Source organism: Streptomyces sp. NPDC002130 (assembly GCF_040296465.1).
Taxonomy (GTDB): domain Bacteria; phylum Actinomycetota; class Actinomycetes; order Streptomycetales; family Streptomycetaceae; genus Streptomyces.
Map to the genome: position 1 here is coordinate 13,256 of NZ_JBEOXI010000049.1, position 19,661 is coordinate 32,916.

General features: G+C 72.5%; 16 protein-coding genes. 5 read left to right on the forward strand and 11 right to left on the reverse strand.

The features are described 5' to 3' along the window. Positions 1-26 precede the first annotated feature (26 nt). The 7 genes from ABT116_RS12250 to tkt are packed head-to-tail and all read right to left on the reverse strand — an operon-like array spanning position 27 to position 9,027. Positions 27-614, reverse strand: coding sequence for a histidine phosphatase family protein (locus tag ABT116_RS12250; protein ID WP_351631419.1), 588 nt, complete (start codon positions 612-614; stop codon positions 27-29). Positions 615-617: 3 nt separating this feature from the next. Beyond that, positions 618-1,502 (reverse strand): phosphogluconate dehydrogenase (NAD(+)-dependent, decarboxylating), encoded by an 885-nt coding sequence (gene gnd / locus ABT116_RS12255; RefSeq protein ID WP_351631421.1) that lies wholly within the window; start codon positions 1,500-1,502, stop codon positions 618-620. Position 1,503: 1 nt separating this feature from the next. Beyond that, on the reverse strand, positions 1,504-3,192 hold the full coding sequence (gene pgi, locus ABT116_RS12260) for a glucose-6-phosphate isomerase (protein WP_351631424.1): 1,689 nt from the start codon (positions 3,190-3,192) through the stop codon (positions 1,504-1,506). Beyond that, positions 3,185-4,120, reverse strand: coding sequence for a glucose-6-phosphate dehydrogenase assembly protein OpcA (gene opcA / locus ABT116_RS12265; protein WP_351631426.1), 936 nt, complete (start codon positions 4,118-4,120; stop codon positions 3,185-3,187). Before opcA ends, pgi begins: the two co-directional genes overlap by 8 nt. Next, a complete protein-coding gene (gene zwf / locus ABT116_RS12270; RefSeq protein ID WP_351631428.1) occupies positions 4,117-5,790 on the reverse strand; it encodes a glucose-6-phosphate dehydrogenase in 1,674 nt (557 codons plus the stop codon). The genes opcA and zwf overlap by 4 nt, the downstream gene beginning before the upstream one ends. Continuing rightward, positions 5,787-6,932: a transaldolase gene (gene tal, locus ABT116_RS12275; protein ID WP_351631431.1), complete on the reverse strand. Its 1,146-nt coding sequence runs from the start codon at positions 6,930-6,932 to the stop codon at positions 5,787-5,789. The genes zwf and tal overlap by 4 nt, the downstream gene beginning before the upstream one ends. A gap of 19 nt (positions 6,933-6,951) precedes the next feature. Further along, positions 6,952-9,027: a transketolase gene (gene tkt, locus ABT116_RS12280; RefSeq protein ID WP_351631434.1), complete on the reverse strand. Its 2,076-nt coding sequence runs from the start codon at positions 9,025-9,027 to the stop codon at positions 6,952-6,954. 164 nt (positions 9,028-9,191) lie between these two features. Between tkt and ABT116_RS12285 the strand changes: the two genes are divergently transcribed. Continuing rightward, positions 9,192-10,073: a helix-turn-helix domain-containing protein gene (locus tag ABT116_RS12285; protein ID WP_351631469.1), complete on the forward strand. Its 882-nt coding sequence runs from the start codon at positions 9,192-9,194 to the stop codon at positions 10,071-10,073. A 51-nt stretch (positions 10,074-10,124) separates the two neighbouring features. Here ABT116_RS12285 and ABT116_RS12290 read toward each other — a convergent pair whose 3' ends face one another. Further along, positions 10,125-11,519, reverse strand: coding sequence for a glycoside hydrolase family 16 protein (locus ABT116_RS12290; protein WP_351631436.1), 1,395 nt, complete (start codon positions 11,517-11,519; stop codon positions 10,125-10,127). A gap of 248 nt (positions 11,520-11,767) precedes the next feature. On the opposite strand from ABT116_RS12290, the gene ABT116_RS12295 reads away from it, so the two are divergent. From ABT116_RS12295 to ABT116_RS12310, 4 genes are all read left to right on the forward strand, one after another. Then, positions 11,768-12,277, forward strand: coding sequence for an SRPBCC family protein (locus tag ABT116_RS12295; RefSeq protein WP_351631439.1), 510 nt, complete (start codon positions 11,768-11,770; stop codon positions 12,275-12,277). Next, positions 12,270-13,889 (forward strand): phytoene desaturase family protein, encoded by a 1,620-nt coding sequence (locus ABT116_RS12300; protein ID WP_351631442.1) that lies wholly within the window; start codon positions 12,270-12,272, stop codon positions 13,887-13,889. Before ABT116_RS12295 ends, ABT116_RS12300 begins: the two co-directional genes overlap by 8 nt. A gap of 42 nt (positions 13,890-13,931) precedes the next feature. After that, a complete protein-coding gene (locus ABT116_RS12305) occupies positions 13,932-14,813 on the forward strand; it encodes an SDR family oxidoreductase (RefSeq protein WP_351631445.1) in 882 nt (293 codons plus the stop codon). A gap of 200 nt (positions 14,814-15,013) precedes the next feature. After that, the gene (locus ABT116_RS12310; RefSeq protein WP_351631448.1) at positions 15,014-15,865 is read left to right on the forward strand and encodes an oxygenase MpaB family protein; all 852 of its coding nucleotides are present in this window, start codon (positions 15,014-15,016) and stop codon (positions 15,863-15,865) included. Between the two features lie 287 nt (positions 15,866-16,152). Here ABT116_RS12310 and ABT116_RS12315 read toward each other — a convergent pair whose 3' ends face one another. The 3 genes from ABT116_RS12315 to ABT116_RS12325 are packed head-to-tail and all read right to left on the reverse strand — an operon-like array spanning position 16,153 to position 19,606. Continuing rightward, positions 16,153-16,896: an IclR family transcriptional regulator gene (locus tag ABT116_RS12315; RefSeq protein WP_351631451.1), complete on the reverse strand. Its 744-nt coding sequence runs from the start codon at positions 16,894-16,896 to the stop codon at positions 16,153-16,155. Further along, positions 16,893-18,263, reverse strand: coding sequence for an alpha/beta hydrolase family protein (locus ABT116_RS12320; RefSeq protein ID WP_351631453.1), 1,371 nt, complete (start codon positions 18,261-18,263; stop codon positions 16,893-16,895). The genes ABT116_RS12315 and ABT116_RS12320 overlap by 4 nt, the downstream gene beginning before the upstream one ends. Beyond that, positions 18,260-19,606 carry an MFS transporter gene (locus ABT116_RS12325; protein ID WP_351631455.1) on the reverse strand — a complete coding sequence of 449 codons (1,347 nt, stop codon included), beginning with the start codon at positions 19,604-19,606 and terminating at the stop codon, positions 18,260-18,262. The genes ABT116_RS12320 and ABT116_RS12325 overlap by 4 nt, the downstream gene beginning before the upstream one ends. Positions 19,607-19,661: the final 55 nt, after the last annotated feature.

Genomic DNA, 19,661 nt, shown 5'->3' on the forward strand with positions numbered 1-19,661 from the left:
GTCAACTCACCTCCGGCCGGGGCCGGTTACGCCCTGGTGTTCCACTCCGCGATCACGGGCCGGCCGTGCTCGGTCGACAGCCGGCAGACCGTTCCGGTCTCCAGCCGGAACAGCCGTCCCTCCGCCGGGGACAGGCCCAGCCGGCGGGCGGTCAGCACGCGGAGGAAATGGCCGTGCGCCACCAGCATCACGTCACCGTCGGGCAGCGACTTCTCCGCCCTGGCCAGCACCCGGTCGGCCCGCTCGCCGACCTCCTCGGGGGACTCGCCCGGCTCGCCGTCGGGGCCGGGCGGGCCCCCGTCGGTCCACAGGTCCCAGTCGGGGCGGGTGCGGTGTATCTCCTCGGTGGTGACGCCTTCGTAGGCGCCGTAGTGCCACTCGTGCAGGTCGGTGTCCTGCACGGTCCCGGTCAGGCCCGCGAGTTCGGCGGTGCGCACGGCGCGGCCGAGCGGGCTGGTGAGGACCAGCGCGAAGGAGCGGTCCGCGAGGAGCGGGGCGAGCGACGTGGCCTGCTCCTCACCGTGCGGGGTGAGGGGCAGGTCGGTGAAGCTGGTGTGCTGTCCGCTCCGGCTCCACTCCGTCTCGCCGTGGCGGACCAGCAGCAGATCACCCACGCCCTACGCCTTCTTCGCGGACTCGACGGCGTGGCCGCCGAACTGGTTGCGCAGCGCCGCGATCATCTTCATCTGCGGCGAGTCGTCCTGCCGGGAGGCGAACCGGGAGAACAGGGAAGCCGTGATCGCGGGCAGCGGCACGGAGTTGTCGATCGCCGCCTCCACGGTCCAGCGCCCCTCGCCGGAGTCCTGGGCGTAACCCCTCAGGCCCTCCAGGTGCTCGTCCTCGTCGAGGGCGTTGACCGCGAGGTCCAGCAGCCAGGAGCGGATGACGGTGCCCTCCTGCCAGGAGCGGAACACCTCGCGGACGTTGTCGACCGAGTCCACGGCCTCCAGCAGCTCCCAGCCCTCGGCGTAGGCCTGCATCATGGCGTACTCGATGCCGTTGTGGACCATCTTCGCGAAGTGCCCGGCGCCCACCTTGCCCGCGTGGACGAAGCCGTACGGGCCTTCCGGCTTCAGCGCCTCGAAGATCGGCCGGAGCCGGTCGACGTACTCCTTCTCGCCGCCGACCATCAGGGCGTAGCCGTTCTTCAGGCCCCACACGCCACCCGAGACACCGGCGTCGACGAAGCCGATGCCGCGCTTGCTCAGCTCCTCGGCGTGCTTCTCGTCGTCCGTCCAGCGGGAGTTGCCGCCGTCGACCACGGTGTCGTAGGGCTTGAGGAGGTCCGCCAGACGGTCGATGACGTGCTGGGTGGGGTCGCCGGCCGGGACCATGACCCAGACCGTGCGCGGCGCCTCCAGTTGGTTGACGAGGTCCGCCAGGCTGGCGACGTCGGACTTGTCCGGGTTGGTGTCGTAGCCGATGACGGTGTGGCCGGCGTTGCGCAGGCGCTCGCGCATGTTGCCGCCCATCTTGCCGAGACCCACAAGACCGATCTGCATGTCAGTTCACTTCCCGAAGTTTGCGGTAGGCGGCCACCAGGGCGGCCGTGGACGGGTCGAGACCGGGGACGGAGCCCGCCGCGTCAGCGGCTGATGCAAACGTCTCGGTCAGGGCGGGCTCGACGCGCTTGGCGAGCACCTTGCCGAGTTCGACGCCCCACTGGTCGAAGGAGTCGATGTTCCAGACGGCGCCCTGCACGAACACCTTGTGCTCGTAGAGGGCGATCAGCTGGCCGAGGACCGACGGGGTCAGTTCGGTGGCCAGGATCGTCGTGGTGGGGTGGTTGCCCCGGAAGGTGCGGTGCGGTACCTGCTCCTCGGGCACGCCCTCCGCGCGCACCTCTTCGGCGGTCTTGCCGAAGGCGAGGGCCTGGCCCTGCGCGAACAGGTTGGCCATCAGCAGGTCGTGCTGCGCCTTCAGTTCGTCGCTCAGCTCGGCGACGGGCCGCGCGAAGCCGATCAGGTCGGCCGGGATGAGCTTGGTGCCCTGGTGGATCAACTGGTAGTAGGCGTGCTGCCCGTTGGTGCCGGGTGTGCCCCACACCACCGGACCGGTCTGCCACTCCACCGCGTTCCCGTCGCGGTCCACCGACTTGCCGTTGGACTCCATGTCGAGCTGCTGGAGGTAGGCGGTGAACTTGGACAGGTAGTGGCTGTAGGGCAGCACCGCGTGTGACTGGGCGTCGTGGAAGTTGCCGTACCAGATGCCCAGCAGGCCCAGCAGCAGCGGGGCGTTGGCCCCGGCGGGGGCGTTGCGGAAGTGCTCGTCGACGATGCGGAAGCCGTCGAGCATCTCCCGGAAGCGGTCCGGGCCGATCGCGATCATCAGGGACAGGCCGATCGCGGAGTCGTACGAGTAGCGACCGCCGACCCAGTCCCAGAACTCGAACATGTTGTCGACGTCGATGCCGAAGCCGGCGACCTTCTCCGCGTTGGTCGACAGCGCCACGAAGTGCTTCGCCACCGCCTTCTCGTCGCCACCCAGCCCGTTCAGAAGCCAGGAGCGCGCCGAGGTCGCGTTGGTGATCGTCTCGATCGTGGTGAAGGTCTTGGACGCGACGATGAACAGCGTCTCCGCCGGGTCCAGGTCGCGCACCGCCTCGTGCAGGTCCGAGCCGTCCACGTTCGACACGAAGCGGAACGTCAGCTCCCGCGCGGTGAACGGCCGCAGCGCCTCGTAGGCCATCGCCGGGCCGAGGTCGGAGCCGCCGATGCCGATGTTGACGACGTTGCGGATCCGCTTGCCGGTGTGACCGGTCCACTCACCGGAGCGGACGCGATCGGCGAACGCGGCCATCCTGTCGAGCACCGCGTGCACGCCCGGGACGACGTTCTCGCCGTCGACCTCGATCACCGCGTCCCGCGGGGCGCGCAGCGCGGTGTGCAGTACGGCCCGGTCCTCGGTGACGTTGATCCGCTCGCCGCGGAACATGGCGTCCCGGAGCCCGAAGACATCCGTGGCGGCGGCCAGCTCCTGCAGCAGGGCCAGCGTCTCGTCGGTGACCAGGTGCTTGGAGTAGTCGATGCGCAGGTCGCCCACGTGCACGACGTAGCGCTCGGCGCGCCCCGGGTCCGCCGCGAACAATTGACGCAGGTCCGGCTGCGGCAGGGCGTCCGTGCGGTGGTCCTCCAGGGCGGTCCACTCGGGGCGCCGGGTGAGCCGGGGGGAGTCGGAGGGGGAGTCAGACATGAGCAGGGGTCTCCTCGGTTGCCTCGCCGTTCAGGGCGATGGCGTACATCTCGTCCGCGTCGAGGCGCCGCAGCTCCTCGGCGATCAGTTCGGAGGTCGCACGGACCTTCAACGCGAGGGTCCGTGACGGCTGGCCCGGCAGGGTCAGCGTGGCCAGCGGCCCCTCGGGGCGGTCGATGACGATCTCGCCGTGCTCGGTGCCCAGGCGCACGGCCGTCACGACCGGCCCGGCGGTGACCACGCGGTCGACCCGGACGTGCAGCCGCGCCTCCAGCCAGCGGGCCAGCAGCTCGGCGGCCGGGTTCTCGGCCTCGGCCTCCACCGCCGCGGAGACGATCCGCGCCCGGGCCTGGTCCAGCGCCGCCGCGAGCATCGAACGCCAGGGCGTCAGCCGGGTCCAGGCGAGGTCGGTGTCACCGGGGGCGTACGAGCGGACCCGGGCCTGCAGCGTCTCCAGCGGGTTCTCGACGGCGTACAGGTCGGTGATCCGCCGCTGGGCCAGCGCGCCGAGCGGGTCCTTCGAGGGCACCTCGGGGGCGTCCACCGGCCACCACACCACCACCGGCGCGTCCGGCAGCAGCAGCGGCAGCACCACCGAGTCGGCGTGGTCGGACACCTCGCCGTAGGTCCTGAGGATCACCGTCTCGCCGGTGCCGGCGTCGGCGCCCACCCGGACCTCGGCGTCCAGCCGGGAGGACTGGCGGTCGCGCGGGGTGCGGGCGTGCCGCTTGATGACGACCAGGGTGCGTGAGGGGTGCTCGTGCGAGGCCTCCTCGGCCGCCTTGATGGCGTCGTAGGCGTTCTCCTCGTCCGTGACGATCACCATCGTCAGGACCATGCCCACGGCGGGTGTGCCGATGGCGCGGCGGCCCTGCACCAGCGCCTTGTTGATCTTGCTTGCCGTGGTGTCGGTCAGGTCGATCTTCATGGCCTGCGCCAGCTCCGTCCGTCTCGTGCGAGCATCTCGTCGGCTTCCTCGGGTCCCCAGCTGCCCGAGGCGTACTGCGCGGGCCTGCCGTGCGTGGCCCAGTACTGCTCGATCGGGTCGAGGATCTTCCAGGACTCTTCCACTTCCTGGTGACGGGGGAACAGGTTGGCGTCGCCCAGGAGCACGTCAAGGATCAGCCGTTCGTACGCCTCGGGGCTCGATTCGGTGAACGACTCGCCGTAGGCGAAGTCCATCGTGACGTCCCGGATCTCCATCGACGTCCCGGGCACCTTCGAGCCGAAGCGGACCGTCATGCCCTCGTCCGGCTGGACGCGGATGACGATCGCGTTGGAGCCCAGCTCCTCGGTGGCGGTGGAGTCGAAGGGGGAGTGCGGCGCCCGCTGGAAGACCACCGCGATCTCCGTCACCCGGCGGCCGAGGCGCTTGCCGGTGCGCAGGTAGAACGGGACGCCGGCCCAGCGGCGGTTGTCCACCTGGAGCCTGATCGCGGCGTAGGTGTCGGTCGTGGAGGTGGCGTCGATGCCGTCCTCCTCCAGATAGCCGCGTACCTTCGCGCCTCCCTGCCAGGCCGCCGCGTACTGCCCGCGCACGGTGTTCGCCCCCAAGTCCTGCGGGAGCCGCACGGCCTTGAGGACCTTCAGCTTCTCGGTGAGCAGCGAGGGGGCGTCGAAGGCGGCCGGTTCCTCCATCGCGGTGAGCGCCATCAGCTGGAGCAGGTGGTTCTGGATGACGTCACGGGCGGCGCCGATGCCGTCGTAGTACCCGGCCCGGCCGCCGATGCCGATGTCCTCGGCCATGGTGATCTGCACGTGGTCGACGTACGACCGGTTCCAGATCGGCTCGAACATCTGGTTGGCGAAGCGCAGCGCCAGGAGGTTCTGGACGGTCTCCTTGCCGAGGTAGTGGTCGATGCGGAAGACCTGCTCCGGATCGAACACGTCGTGCACGATGCGGTTGAGCTCCTCGGCCGATGTCAGGTCGTGCCCGAACGGCTTCTCGATGACCGCGCGGCGCCAGGAGCCCTCGGGGGCGCTCGCCAGCTTGTGCTTCTTCAGCTGCTGGACGACCTTCGGGAAGAACTTCGGCGGCACCGAGAGGTAGAAGGCGTAGTTGCCGCTGGTGCCCCGGGAGGCGTCCAGCTCCTCGACGGCGGAGCGCAGCTGCTTGAACGCCGTGTCGTCGTCGAAGTCGCCCGGGATGAACCGCATGCCCTCGGCGAGCTGCTGCCAGACCTCCTCGCGGAACGGGGTCCGGGCGTGCTCGCGCACCGCGTCGTGCACCACCTGCGCGAAGTCTTGGTCCTCCCAGTCCCGGCGGGCGAAGCCCACCAGGGAGAAGCCCGGCGGCAGCAGGCCGCGGTTGGCCAGGTCGTACACCGCCGGCATCAGCTTCTTGCGGGACAGGTCTCCGGTGACGCCGAAGATGACGAGCCCGGAGGGCCCCGCGATCCTCGGCAGACGGCGGTCGCGTGCGTCGCGCAGGGGGTTCTCGAAGTGGGTGTCGGCGTGCTCCGTGCGGGGGGCGTGACCGCTCACTCCGCTCTGCTCGACCCCCGCCGCCTCCTGGGCGGCCAGGGCCTCCTTCTCCTCCTTGGTCCCCTTGGTCTCCTGTTCGGCCGTCTGGGGGATGCCCTCGATGCCCTCGCTCATTCCGCGTCAACTCCCTTGCTGTTCAAGGACTTGGTGACCGCGTCCAGCAGCTCCTGCCAGGCCACCTCGAACTTGGCCACGCCCTCGTCCTCCAGTTGCCGCACCACCTCGTCGTATGCAATGCCCAGCCGTTCGACGGCCGCCAGGTCCGCGCGAGCCTGGGCGTAACCGCCGGAGACGGTGTCGCCCTGGATCTCGCCGCGGTCGGCGACGGCGTTCAGCGTGGCCTCCGGCATGGTGTTGACCGTGCCCGGGGCGACCAGCTCGTCCACGTACAGGGTGTCCTTGTAGGCCGGGTCCTTCACACCGGTGGAGGCCCAAAGGGGGCGCTGCCGGTTCGCACGGGCCCCGCCCAGCGCCTGCCAGCGTGCCCCGGCGAAGACCTGCTCGTACGCCTCGTAGGCGAGCCGCGCGTTGGCCAGGGCGGCCCGGCCCTTCAGGGCGAGGGCCTCCTGTGTGCCCAGCAGCGTCAGCCGCTTGTCGATCTCGGCGTCCACACGGGAGACGAAGAACGAGGCGACCGAGTGAATCGCGGACAGGTCGAGGCCGGCGGCCTGCGCCTTCTCCAGCCCCGCGAGATAGGCGTCCATCACCTCGCGGTACCGCTCCAGCGAGAAGATCAGCGTCACATTGACACTGATACCCGCCCCGATGACTTCCATGATCGCGGGCAGGCCCGCCCGCGTCGCCGGGATCTTGATCATCACGTTGGGGCGGTCCACCAGCCAGGCCAGCTGCCGGGCCTCGGCGACGGTCGCCCGCGTGTCGTGGGCCAGCCGCGGGTCGACCTCGATGGAGACCCGGCCGTCCCGGCCCCCGGTCGCGTCGTACACGGGGCGCAGGACGTCGGCGGCGGCCCGGACATCGGCGGTCGTCATCATCCGGACGGCCTCGTCGACCGTCACACCGCGCACCGCCAGGTCGGCGAGCTGCTCCTCGTAGCCCGCGCCGGAGCCGATGGCGGCCTGGAAGATGGACGGGTTGGTGGTGACGCCGACGACGTTCCTCGTGGCGACGAGCTCGGCCAGGTTGCCGGACTCGATCCGCCGGCGCGACAGGTCGTCGAGCCAGATCGACACGCCCTCGTCGGACAGGCGCTCGAGTGCTCCCGCGTTCGCGGTCGCTTCGGACACAGTGATCATCTTCTTTCGGGCGGTCGGTTCAGCCGCGGGCGGCGGTGAGGGATTCCCGCGCGGCGGCGACGGCGTTCTCGGGGGTGAAGCCGTACTCGGCGAACAGGGTCTTCGCGTCGGCGGAGGCACCGAAGTGTTCCAGGGAGACGATGCGTCCGGCGTCCCCCACGAACCGGTGCCAGGTCAGGCCGATCCCGGCCTCGACGGCGACCCGGGCCTTCACGGACGGCGGCAGGACGCTCTCGCGGTAGGAACGCGGCTGCTCCTCGAACCACTCCACGGACGGCATCGACACCACCCGGGTGGGCACGCCGGCGGCCTGGAGGAGCTCGCGCGCCCCGGCGGCGACGTGCACCTCGGAACCCGTGGCGATCAGGATCACCTGGGGCGTGCCGCCCTCCGCCTCGAACCGCACGTAACCGCCGCGTGCCGCGGCCGGGTCCGGCTCGTAGGTGGGCACGCCCTGGCGGGTGAGCGCGAGGCCGTGCGGGGCCGGGGCGGTGCCGTGCCGCTTGAGGATCTCGGCCCAGACGACGGCGGTCTCGTTGGCGTCGGCCGGGCGCACGACGTTCAGGCCCGGGATCGCCCGCAGTGCGGCCAGGTGCTCGACCGGCTGGTGGGTCGGGCCGTCCTCGCCCAGGCCGATGGAGTCGTGCGTCCACACGTACGTCACCGGCAGCTGCATAAGGGCCGACATCCGCACCGCGTTGCGCATGTAGTCGGAGAAGACCAGGAAGGTGCCGCCGTAGACGCGGGTGTTGCCGTGCAGGGCGATGCCGTTCATCTCCGCGGCCATGGAGAACTCGCGGATGCCGAAGTGCACGGTGCGGCCGTAGGGGTCGGCCTCCGGCAGCGGGTTGCCCTCGGGGAGGAACGAGCTGGCCTTGTCGATGGTGGTGTTGTTGGAGCCGGCGAGGTCGGCCGAGCCGCCCCACAACTCGGGGACGACCGGGCCGAGCGCCTGCAGGACCTTGCCGGAGGCGGCACGGGTGGCGACGGCCTTGCCCGGCTCGAACACCGGCAGCGCGTCCTCCCAGCCCTCGGGCAGCTCGCCCTTGCTGACCCGGTCGAACGTGGCGGCCCGCTGCGGGTTCTCGCTCCGCCAGGCGGCGATCCGCTTGTCCCAGGCGGTGTGCGCCTCTGCGCCCAGGTCCAGGGCCCGACGGGTGTGGGCCAGCACCTCGTCGGCCACCTCGAACGACCGCTCAGGGGCGAAGCCGAGGAGGCGCTTGGTGGCCGCGACCTCGTCCTCGCCGAGAGCCGAGCCGTGGGAGGCCTCGGTGTTGCGCGCGTTCGGGGCGGGCCAGGCGATGATCGTGCGCATCGCGATGATCGAGGGGCGCTCCGTCTCGGCCCGAGCCGCACTCAGCGCCGTGTACAGCGCGTGCACGTCGACATCGCCGTCCTCCTGCGGCTGGATCCGCTGCACGTGCCAGCCGTAGGCCTCGTAGCGCTTCAGCACGTCCTCGGAGAACGCGGTGGCGGTGTCGCCCTCGATGGAGATGTGGTTGTCGTCGTAGAGGAAGACCAGGTTGCCGAGCTTCTGGTGGCCGGCGAGCGACGAGGCCTCGGCGGAGACGCCCTCCTGGAGGTCGCCGTCGGAGACTATCGCCCAGATCGTGTGGTCGAAGGGGGAGTCGCCCTCGGGGGCGTCCGGGTCGAACAGGCCGCGCTCGTAGCGGGCGGCCATCGCCATGCCGACGGCGTTCGCGACGCCCTGGCCCAGCGGGCCGGTGGTGGTCTCCACGCCGGCGGTGTGCCCGTACTCGGGGTGACCGGGCGTCTTGGAGCCGTGCGTGCGGAACGCCTTGAGGTCGTCCAGCTCCAGCTCGTAGCCCGCGAGGTAGAGCTGTGTGTACAGGGTCAGCGAGGTGTGGCCCGGGGAGAGGACGAAGCGGTCACGGCCGGTCCACTCGGGATCGGCGGGGTCGTGCCGCATCACCTTCTGAAAGATCGTGTAGGCGGCCGGCGCCAGACTCATCGCCGTACCGGGGTGGCCGTTGCCGACCCGCTGGACGGCATCCGCCGCCAGCAGACGGGCGGTGTCGACGGCACGCCGGTCGAGTTCGGTCCATTCGAAGCTGTCCGCTGTCTGCGTGCTCATCTTCAAGAAGTCCTCGATCGGTGGGAGGTGCTGGTCTGACCTGTTCAAAATTAAAAGTCTGACTTTTAAGTCGGAAGGTCGCCGTGTGCCAGCCTGTGGTGAAAGTGGGACACCCACCGGCAACAGGGCACGACACGGGGCGGGACGAGGGGTACTTGGTGGACATTGTGGACAGAACCATCCAAGGCGGCGACGGGATCGATACGTTCCCCTTCCCGGTCGAGCTCAGCGTCGGCGGCGTCGGCATGCAGGTCGCCCCGATGGGCGACACCTGGCCGTCCGGCGTTCCGCTGGAGCGCGTACACCGCATCGACTTCCACATCGTCCTGCTCTTCGGCGCGGGCCCGGTCCGGCACATGGTCGACTTCACCGAGCACGAGGCCGCGGCCGGGGACCTGCTGTGGATCCGCCCGGGGCAGGTCCACCGCTTCTCGCCCAGCAGCGAGTACCGCGGAACCGTGCTGACCATGCAGCCCGGCTTCCTGCCCCGCTCGACCGTCGAGGCCACCGGCCTCTACCGCTACGACCTGCCGCCGCTGCTGCACCCCGACCCGCCCCAACTCGCCGCCCTGCAGGCCGCGCTGACGCAGCTGCGGCGCGAGTACGAGGACACGGCCACGCTCCCGCTGAGCCTGCACACCGCCGTCCTGCGCCACACGCTGACGGCGTTCCTGCTCCGGCTCGCCCACCTCGCGGCGAGTTCGGCCGAGGCTCGGCGGCAGCGGTCCGACTCGACGTTCACCCTCTTCCGGGACGCCGTGGAGCGGGACTTCGCCACCAACCACAGCGTCAGCGCCTACGCCGACGCGCTCGGCTACTCCCGCCGCACGCTGGTCCGTGCCGTGCGCGCCGCGACCGGGGAGACCCCCAAGGCCTTCATCGACAAGCGGGTGGTCCTGGAGGCCAAGCGGCTCCTCGCCCATACCGAACTGCCGATCGGCCGGGTCGGCGTGGCGGTCGGCTTCCCCGACGCCGCGAACTTCTCCAAGTTCTTCCACCAGCACACGGAGCAGACCCCGGCGGCGTTTCGGGCGGAGTTGCGCTGAGGGCGGCGAAAAGGGGCTCCACGCGCGCGTGGAGCCCCTTCTCCCATGCCGTCAGTGTCCGAAGGTGAACCAGTTGACGTTCACGAAGTCGGCCGGCTGACCGCTGGTGAAGGTCAGATACACGTCGTGCGTGCCCGTCACGGCGCCGATGTTGGCCGGGACGGTCCGCCACGACTGCCAGCCCCCGGTGTTGCCGACCGCGAAGCTCCCGACGGGCGCGCTGCTCCTGCTGTCCAGCCGCACCTCGACCAGCCCGCTGACGCCGCCCGCCGCCCCGCTCGCGACCCGGGCGCTGAACTGCCGGGCCGCCGAGGAGCCGAAGTCGACGCCCTTGAAGTGCAGCCAGTCGCCGTTGGCCAGCGCGCCGACGTTCCGGCCGCCGCCGGAGTCGGACGTCGTCTCGGTGATCACGCCGGACTGGCCGTCGTAGGACTCGGCCTGGATGGTGCCGTAGGCGTCGCGGCCGCCGGCCGGGGGAGGCGTGGTGCCGCCGCCGGACGACAGCACCTGCACGTAGTCGACGGCCATCGCGTGACCCGGCTGCGTCCCGGCGTCCGGGCCACCGCCGAAGGCGTCCGGGAAGCCGCCGCCCATCGCGACGTTCAGGATGACGAAGAAGCCGTGGTCGGTTGCGTTCTTCCAGGTCGTCGCGTCGACCTGGTTGGCGCGCACGGTGTGGTAGTTGACGCCGTCGAGGTAGAAGCGGATCTCCTCGACGCTCGTCGAGCGGTCCCACTCCATCCGGTACGTGTGGAAGCCGGACTGGCAGGACGTGCCCTGGCAGGTGGTCGAGCCGCCGATGCCGCTGGTCTCGTTGCAGGGGCCGCCCGGGGAGGTGCCGCAGTGCATCGTGGCGAACACGGTGTTCATGCCCTGGGTGTTCTCCATGATGTCCAGCTCGCCGACCGCCGGCCAGTTCCAGTAGTCGCCGCGGTAGGGGGCGCCCAGCATCCAGAACGCCGGCCAGTAGCCCTTGGCGGCGGCGCCGGTGACGTTCGGCACCTGGATGCGCGACTCGACACGGAGCTTGCCGCCGGCGGGGGGCTGGAAGTCGGTGCGGTTGGTCTCGATCCGGCCGGAGGTCCAGTTGCCCGCGGCGTCCCGCCGGGGCGTGATGCGCAGGTTGCCGTTGCCGTCGAGCGAGACGTTGTCCGTGCTGTTCGTCATCGTCTCGATCTCGCCGGTCCCCCAGTTGGCGGGGCCGCCCGGGTAGCCCTTGCCGGTCGCGTACTGCCAGTTCGAGGTGTTGACGCCGGAGCCGGCGGCGCCGTTGAAGTCGTCCACGAACAGCTGTGTCCAGCCCGACGGGGGCGGCGGCGCGGACGCGTTCGCGGACGGGGTGGCGACCGCGGAGGCGGCCGCCGCGAGCCCGAGGGTGCTGACCACGGCGACGAACGCCCGCCGCAGCGGACGCCGTCTGGGGGAGGTGCCGGTGGTGTCGCTCATGTGGGGATGCCTCTCGGATGGGAGACGGGACGAGAACGGCTTGAGAGCGCTCTCAAAGTGCCGTCAATGTGCTCCACGCGCCCTGGGGCGTCAAGAGGTAAAGCCGGGATTGGTGCGGGGCGGTGCGTGAGTGCACTCCTTGAAGGGGACCGCCCGGTCCGGCCCTGCCGGGCTGCGTGCTGTTGAACAAGGGGTTCCGGGGCACTCGGGGGGTCGACGGACTACCGGTCGAGCAGCAGGAGGCATCCGTGGCCGTTCGCCATCACCTGATCCGAGTCGGTCCGGGCGCCGTATGGGACGTCCTCGCCGACGGCGACCGCTACGCCGAATGGGTGGTGGGCACCTCCGAGTCCCACCCGGTGCGCGGACAGTGGCCACGCACCGGAGCGGCGATCCGCTACGAGGTCCGGCTCGGCCCGATGCGGCTCAACAACGAGACGATCGTCCGCTACTGCGAGGAAGGTTCCCGGCTGGAGCTGGAGGCCCACGCCGGTCCGCTCGGCTCGGCCCGCATCGCGATCGAACTGCGGCCCTGGGGGGAACACTGCCTGGTGATCGTGGACGAGCATCCGCTGCGCGGCGCGGGAGGCCGGTTGCACAACGTCGGCTTCGAGGCGCTGATCCAGCTGCGCCACCGCGCCATGCTCGCCCGGCTGGCGAGGCTGTGCGAGGCGGAGGCACAGGTCCCGGGAGGCACCCGCCGCGGCCTCGGCCAGGTGACGGTCGGGCCCGACACGGGTGGGGCCCGCGATGCCTGACGCCGTGGTGATCGGCGCGGGCCCCAACGGCCTGGTCGCCGCCAACGTACTCGCGGACGCCGGGTGGCACGTCGAGGTACTGGAGGAGCAGCCCGAGCCGGGCGGCGCCGTGCGCCACGACCGGGGCGTCGACCCCGCGTTCGTCAACGACCTGTTCAGTTCCTTCTACCCCCTCGCCGCCGCCTCGCCCGTGCTGGCCGGGCTGCGCCTCGAGGAGCACGGACTGCGCTGGAGCCACGCGCCCAGCGTGCTGGCCCACCCCCTCACCGACGGCAGTTGCGCGGTCCTGGACCGGAACGCCGACACCACCGCCGCCTCCCTCGACGCCTTCGAGCCGGGCGACGGAGCCTCCTGGCAGCGGCTGTACGACGTCTGGCAGAGCGTGCGCCCCGGCATCCTGGACGCCCTGTTCACCCCGTTCCCGCCCGTCCGGGCCTCGGCGCGGCTCGCCTGGCGGCTGCGGGCCGCGGGCGGACTGCGCATGGCCCGCACCCTGGTGCTGCCGGTACGCCGCCTGGGCGAGGAGGAGTTCCGCGGTCAGGGCGGGCGCCTGCTGCTGGCCGGCAACGCCCTGCACGCCGACCTCGCCCCCGAATCGGCGGGCAGCGGCGGCTTCGGCTGGCTGATGACGATGCTGGGCCAGACCTACGGCTTCCCGGTCCCGGCCGGCGGCTCCGGCGCGCTCACCTCGGCCCTGGTGCACCGCCTGGAGGCCCGGGGCGGCCGGGTGCGCTGCGGGCAGCGCGTGGAGCAGGTCGTGGTCCGCGGCGGGCGGGCCGTCGGCGTGCGCACGGCGGCCGGTGACGCGGTGCGGGCCCGCCGGGCGGTGCTGGCGGACGTGTCGGTGCCCGCCCTGTACGGCGAGCTCCTCGACCCCGCGCACCTGCCCGCGCAGGTCCTCGACGACCTGCGGCGTTTCCAGTGGGACTTCGCCACGTTCAAGGTCGACTGGGCGCTCGACGGCCCGGTGCCCTGGCAGGCCGAGCAGGCGTCCCGGGCCGGTACCGTGCACCTCGCCGACGGCATGGACGAGCTGACCCGGTTCGCCGCGCAGATCGCCATGCGGGAGGTCCCGGACCGGCCGTTCCTGATCTTCGGCCAGATGACCACCTCCGACGCCTCCCGTTCCCCGCAGGGCACCGAATCGGCCTGGGCCTACACCCACATCCCCCACGAGATCCGCGCCGACGCCGCAGACGAGGGCATCACCGGCCGCTGGGGCACCAAGGACCAGGAGCTCATGGCCGACCGCGTCGAACGCCAGGTGGAGCGCTTCGCGCCCGGCTTCCGCTCGCTGATCCGCGGCCGCCGCATCCTGGCGCCCCCGACCCTGGAGGCGCTCGACGGCAACCTCGCGGGCGGCGCCATCAACGGGGGCACCACCGCCATGCACCAGCAGCTCGTCTTCCGGCCCCTGCCCGGCACCGGCCGCCCAGAGACGCCGGTGCCGGGTCTGTACCTCGCCTCCTCCGGAGCCCACCCGGGCGGCGGGGTGCACGGCGCACCCGGGGCCAACGCCGCCCGGGCCGCCCTGCGCCGCAACCGGCCCCCCGGCCTGGCCCACGCCCAGCGGCTCCTGGCCCGCCGCGACCGCACCGGAGCCAGGCGCTGACACCCTCGGGGGCGGGCCCCACGCCGGAAGGAAGAGCAGCCCATGCGCAGCAGTCCGCTCGCCGAGCGCACGATGGTCGTCACCGGAGCCGCCCGTGGCGTGGGAGCGGCACTGGCCCGCGAAACCGCCCGGCGCGGCGCCCGGGTGGCGCTCGTCGGCCATGAGAAAACCGCCCTGGACGCGGTGGCCGCCTCGCTGCCGGGCCCGGCCCTCGCCCTGGAAGCCGACGTCACCGACCTCGGCGCGCTGGAGGCCGCGGCGGACACCGTGCGGGCCCACCTCGGCCGTCCCTCCGCCGTGGTGGCGAACGCCGGCATCGCCGAGGGCGGTTCCCTGCTGGCCTCCGACCCGGCGGCCTGGCGCCGCGTGATCGACGTCAACCTCACCGGCAGTGCCCAGACCGCCCGGGCGTTCCTGCCGGACCTGCTCGACACGGCGGGCTACTTCCTCCAGATCGCCTCTCTGGCGTCGATCGGCGCCGCCCCGCTGATGAGCGCCTACTGCGCCTCCAAGGCGGGGGTCGAGGCCTTCGCGCACTCACTGCGGGCCGAGGTGGCGCACCGCGGGGTCGGGGTCGGCATCGCCTACCTCAACTGGACGGACACCGACATGATCCGCGACGCCGACCGGTACGCGGTCCTGCGGGAACTGCGTCTGCACATGCCCCCGCCGGCCCGCCGCGTGTATCCCGTGGAGGTCGTGACCGCACGCCTGGTCAGGGGCATGGAGCGGCGGCGTACGGCCGTCTACGCCCCGGGGTGGCTGCGGCTGGCCCAGCCGATACGCCCGGCCATGCCCCCGGTGGTCCTGCGCGTGGCGCGCCGCGCACTGCCCCGCCTGGAGGCCGCGGGCCCGGTCCGCTACACCGGGCCGCTCGGCGCGGGGGGCCGGGCCGACCGTGTCGCGTCCGGCCCGGGTTCCTGACCCCGGCGCGCGGCATGGCCGGGTGCAGAGCCCGCCCCGGCAGGCCGGGGGGCACGGCCACCCCCGCCCGGCCCGGCACACCCGGCCCGGACGGGCACGGTCACCCCCCGGCGGGCCTGGGCAGGCACGACCGCTTGGCGGCCCGGCACACCCGGCCCGGTCATGCCGGACACTGGTCAGCAGGAGAAGGGAGGCCGACCGTGCTGACCGGAGTCCGAGAACAGCTGGGCCAGGCCCTGTTCCGCCGCGTCGCCGGCCCGGGCGGGCCCGCGACCCGTGCCCGTATCCACCACACCCCCGGCCCGCGCTGGTTCGGGCCGGACCGGCCGATCCGCACGGTCCACGGCGACGCCTCGATGTTCATCGGCGGGCTGACCGCGCTGCTCCTGCAGTCGCTGCACCCCCTCGCGATGGCGGCCGTCGCCGGTCACTCCGGCTTCCGCGGCGACCCGTGGGGCCGGTTGCAGCGCACCAGCACCTTCCTGGCCGTCACGACGTACGGCACCGCCGCGGACGCCCAGCAGGCGGTCGACCACGTACGCGGCATCCACGAACGGATCCGCGGCACCACGGCGGAGGGCGTGCCGTACCACGCGGCCGATCCGAATCTGCTCGGCTGGGTGCACGCCGCCGAGACGGACAGCTTCCTGCGCGCCCACGAACGCTACGGGGCCCGGCCGCTGGACGACGCCGGCTACGACGCCTACGTCGCCGACACCGCGCGCGTCGCCGAGGCGCTGGGGGCGGTCGACCCGCCGCGCAGCCGCACCGAACTGGCCGAGTGCCTGACGGCCTACCGGCCCGAACTGCGGGCCACGCCCGAGGCCCGGGCGGCCGCCCGCTTCCTGCTGCTCCAGCCTCCCCTGCCCCTGGCCGTCCGGCCCTTCTACGGCGGGCTGGCCGCGAACGCCGTCACCCTGCTGCCGCCCTGGGCACGCGGCATGCTGTGGCTCCCCCGGGTACCGGTCGTCGAGGACCTCGCCGTGCGCCCCACCGGCCGGGCCCTGACCCGGACCATCCGCTGGGCCATGACCCCGGCCCGGGAAGCCTGAACCCACGGGCGTGCGGCGCCCGTCGAGCCCCGGCACCGCCGAGGGCTGCGACCCCAGTGCCCGCGAGGTCCCCGGCACGGCTGAGGGCTGCGGCCTCAGTGCCCGTGTGGTCCCCGGCACGGCTGAGGGCTGTGCTCAGTGCCTGTGAGGTCCCCGGCACGGCTGAGGGCTGTGCTCAGTGCCTGTGAGGTCCCCGGCACGGCTGAGGGCTGTGACCTCAGTGCCCGTGAGGTCCCCGGCGCCGCTCAGGGCTGCCGCCCCAGTGCCCGCGGGTTCCCCGGCGCCGCTCAGGGCTGCCACCCCATCGCCCGCGAGATTCCCCGTGCCGCCACCCGCACCGCCGGGCCCAGCACCGGCACCTGGGCGTCGGCGTGGGGCACCACGATCGACACGGCGGCGGTCACCGTGCCGTCCGCGCCGCGCACCGGGGCGGCCACCGACAGGGCGTCCTCCGTGACCTGGCGGTCGCTCACCGCCACCCCCGACCTGCGCACCTCGGCGAGGACCCGCCGCAGCCGCTCCGGTTCGGTGATCGTGTACGGGGTGAAGGAGGCGAGTTCGCCCTCGCAGTACTCCTTGCGGAACACGGGGTCGCCGTGGGCCAGCAGGGCGAGGCCGACGCCGGTGGCGTGCAGCGGCCAGCGGGCGCCGACGCGGATGTGCACGCCCACCGCCGACCGCCCCGACAGCCACTCGATGTAGACGACGTCCCGGCCGTCCCGCACGGCCAGCTGCACGTTCTCGTGGGTCGCCTCGTACAGGTCCTCCAGGTACGGCAGTGCGATCTGCCGCAGCGCGAGGCCGCGCGGGGCCAGCGCGGCGAGCTCCCACAACCGCAGCCCGACGTGGTAGACGCCGGACTCGTCCCGCTCCAGGGCGCCCCACTCGGTGAGCGCGCCCACCAGCCGGTGCGCGGTGGTCAGGCTCAGCCCGGCCCGCCGGCTGATGTCCGTCAGGCACAGCGCCGGATGCTCGTGGTCGAAGGCCGCGAGCACGGACAGCAGCCGGTCGGGCGCGGTGGGGGCGGTCATGGCCGGGCGTCTCCCGGGTGAGCGAGATCGTAGGGGCGGGGGTAGGTGCTCGGGCGGTACGGCAGGTAGCGGGGCTCGGTCTTGGGGTCCTCGGCCGTCGCACGGGAGTTGAGGGCGCCCGGCGAGGTGTCCCAGCGGCCGGTGTCCAGGCGGTGCTCCAGGGTGTGCAGGGCGGCCAGTGTCTCGCCCGGGGTGAAGGTGCAGTGGCCCGGCGCGTCCACGTACGCCTGACGGAGGAGCCCGGCGGCGCCCGACGCGGTGGCCGCACGCCGGTAGGCGCTCTCCGACTGCACCGGGATCAGGGCGTCACCGGTGGTGTGGATGGTCAGCTGGGGGTCGGTGAGGCGGCCGGAGAGCACGCTGGTGTTGCGCATCCACCGCACCGCCGACGGGTCGGCCGAGACCCGGGGTGCCCGGCCCAGGGCCGAGAGGTCCGTGCGCAAGGACAGTCCCGCTTCCTTGTAGAGCTCCGTCACCTCTTTGTACAGCGGGGACCGTGCGAGCATCGAGGAGTAGTCGACGCCCGTGTTCCAGGACGGGTTGCCGCCCGCCCGGCTCTCGGCCTCCTGCCGCCAGCTGAACGCGGGCAGTTGGAGCAGACCCCGTACGGCGGCGTACTGGTTGGACTGCGCGGTCTTCCAGTCGCCGGGGCCCGGCTCGGTCTGCGAGGCGTCGTTGTGGCCGGGGATGTTGTGCAGGGCGGCGGCCAGGGCGATCCGGGCCCGCCCCCCGGGGGTCTGCTGGGCCGCGTCGACCTTCGAGGTGAGCGCCTTGCCGGCGGCGACCGCCTCGGCCTGGTCGGCGAACCCGGCGAGCCGCACACCGGAGTCCGGGGCGAGCAGCGTACGCAGTGCGAACACCGGGTCCAGGGTGCTGTTCCAGTTGGCGACCCCGCCCTGCACCAGCCCGCACATCGACAGCGAGCCGTCGAACCGCCCGCCGTGCCGCTCGGCGAGCATGCTGGTGACGAATCCGCCGTACGAGGTGCCCCAGGCGAGCGTCCGCCGGGCCGCCCCGAACCTCTGCGTGAACAGGTCCAGCGTGGCGAGCTGGTCGGGCACCGCCTCCGTGACCGCCCAGCCGTTCGTCGCGTACGAGGAGCCGATCAGGGCGTAACCCTCGGCCAGCAGCTTGTCGCGTGCGGCGGAACCGGGGGCGTTCTGGGCCGGGTTGGGGGCTCCGGCCGGGGTGTAGCCGTGGCTGTAGAGCAGGACCGTGCCGTTCCAGGACGCGGGGACGTCCATCACGTACGCGGCGCCGGAGGAGAGCCGCCCCTCCAGGTGCGAGCCGGTGGCGGCGGCCTGCGCCGGCAGGGCGGTCGCCCCCAGGGACAGGCAGGCGGTCAGCAGGGCGAGGCGGATCCTCAACGCGGGGTTCCTTCCAGGGCGGGGGCGGCGGTGGGGGAGTCCAGGGCGTCCGTGTGCGTCTCGCGCAGCCGCCACACGGTGACCGCGGTGACGGCCGCGCCGGCGCACAGCAGCAGCGACACGGGGGTGCTGCCGCCGCCGAAGGAGGCCAGGAGACCGCCGGCGATCAGCGGGGAGAACCCGGCTCCGATCAGGGTCGCCCCCTGGTAGCCGAGGGAGGCGCCGGTGTAGCGGACGCGGGTGCCGAACATCTCGGTGAGCAGGGCGCCCAGAGGGCCGTACATCGTCGACTGGGCGACGCCGTGGCCCACGGTCAGCGCGAGGATCAGCAGACCGGGCGATCCGGAGTCGACCAGGGCCAGCACCGGGAACGCGAGCGCCGCCGAGGCGACGGCACCGGCGAGGACGACCGGTCGGCGGCCGACCCGGTCCGACAGGGCGGAGGCGGCGGGCAGGACGACGAGGGCCACGCAGGAGGCGACGGTCACCGCGGTCAGCACCTGCGGTCGGGTGTACCCCTCGTCGACGGCGTAGGAGATCATGAAGCTCGTCAGCAGGGACTGTGCGGTGAACGCGCCGATGCCGACGCAGGCGGCCAGCAGCACGGGCTTCGGCCGGCGCAGCACCTCCACGATCGGGGGCCGGTCCACCGGTTCCCTCTTGACCTGTGCGAACAGCGGGCTCTCGGCGACCTTCAGACGCACGAACAGGCCGACGGCCAGCAGCACGATGCTCAGCAGGAACGGCACCCGCCAGCCCCAGGAGCGGAAGTCGTCGTCCGGCAGCGTGGCGACGAGGGTGACCACACCGGCCGACAGCACGGATCCGAGCGGGGCGCCGAGCTGGGTGAAGCTGGACCACAGGCCGCGCCGGGCACCACGGGCGTGCTCGGCGTGTTCGACGACCATCAGCATCGCGCCGCCCCACTCGCCGCCGATCGCGATGCCCTGCACCACGCGCAGGGCGACCAGCAGCACCGGCGCCCAGACGCCGATGGTGTCGTACGTCGGCAGCAGGCCGATGAGGAAGCTGCCGGACCCCATCAGGACCATGGTCAGCAGCATCATCGACTTGCGGCCGATCCGGTCGCCGAAGTGCCCGAAGACGATGCCGCCGAGCGGCCGGGCGAGATAGCCCGCCGCGAAGGTGCCGAACGCCGCGATGGTGCCGACGGCCGGGTCGGCCCGCGGGAAGAACAGTTCGCCGAAGACGAGTGCGGCGACGGTGCCGTAGACGAGGAAGTCGTAGAACTCGACGGTCGTGCCGAGCAGGCCGGACACGGCGACCCGGCGCAACTGCCGGGAATCGGGGGAGGGTTGGGGGGCGGACGGAGATGGCTGCACGGTGGGCTCCCTGGGGACGGGGCGCGGTTGGTCCGTGAAGTTATGCATCCATCGT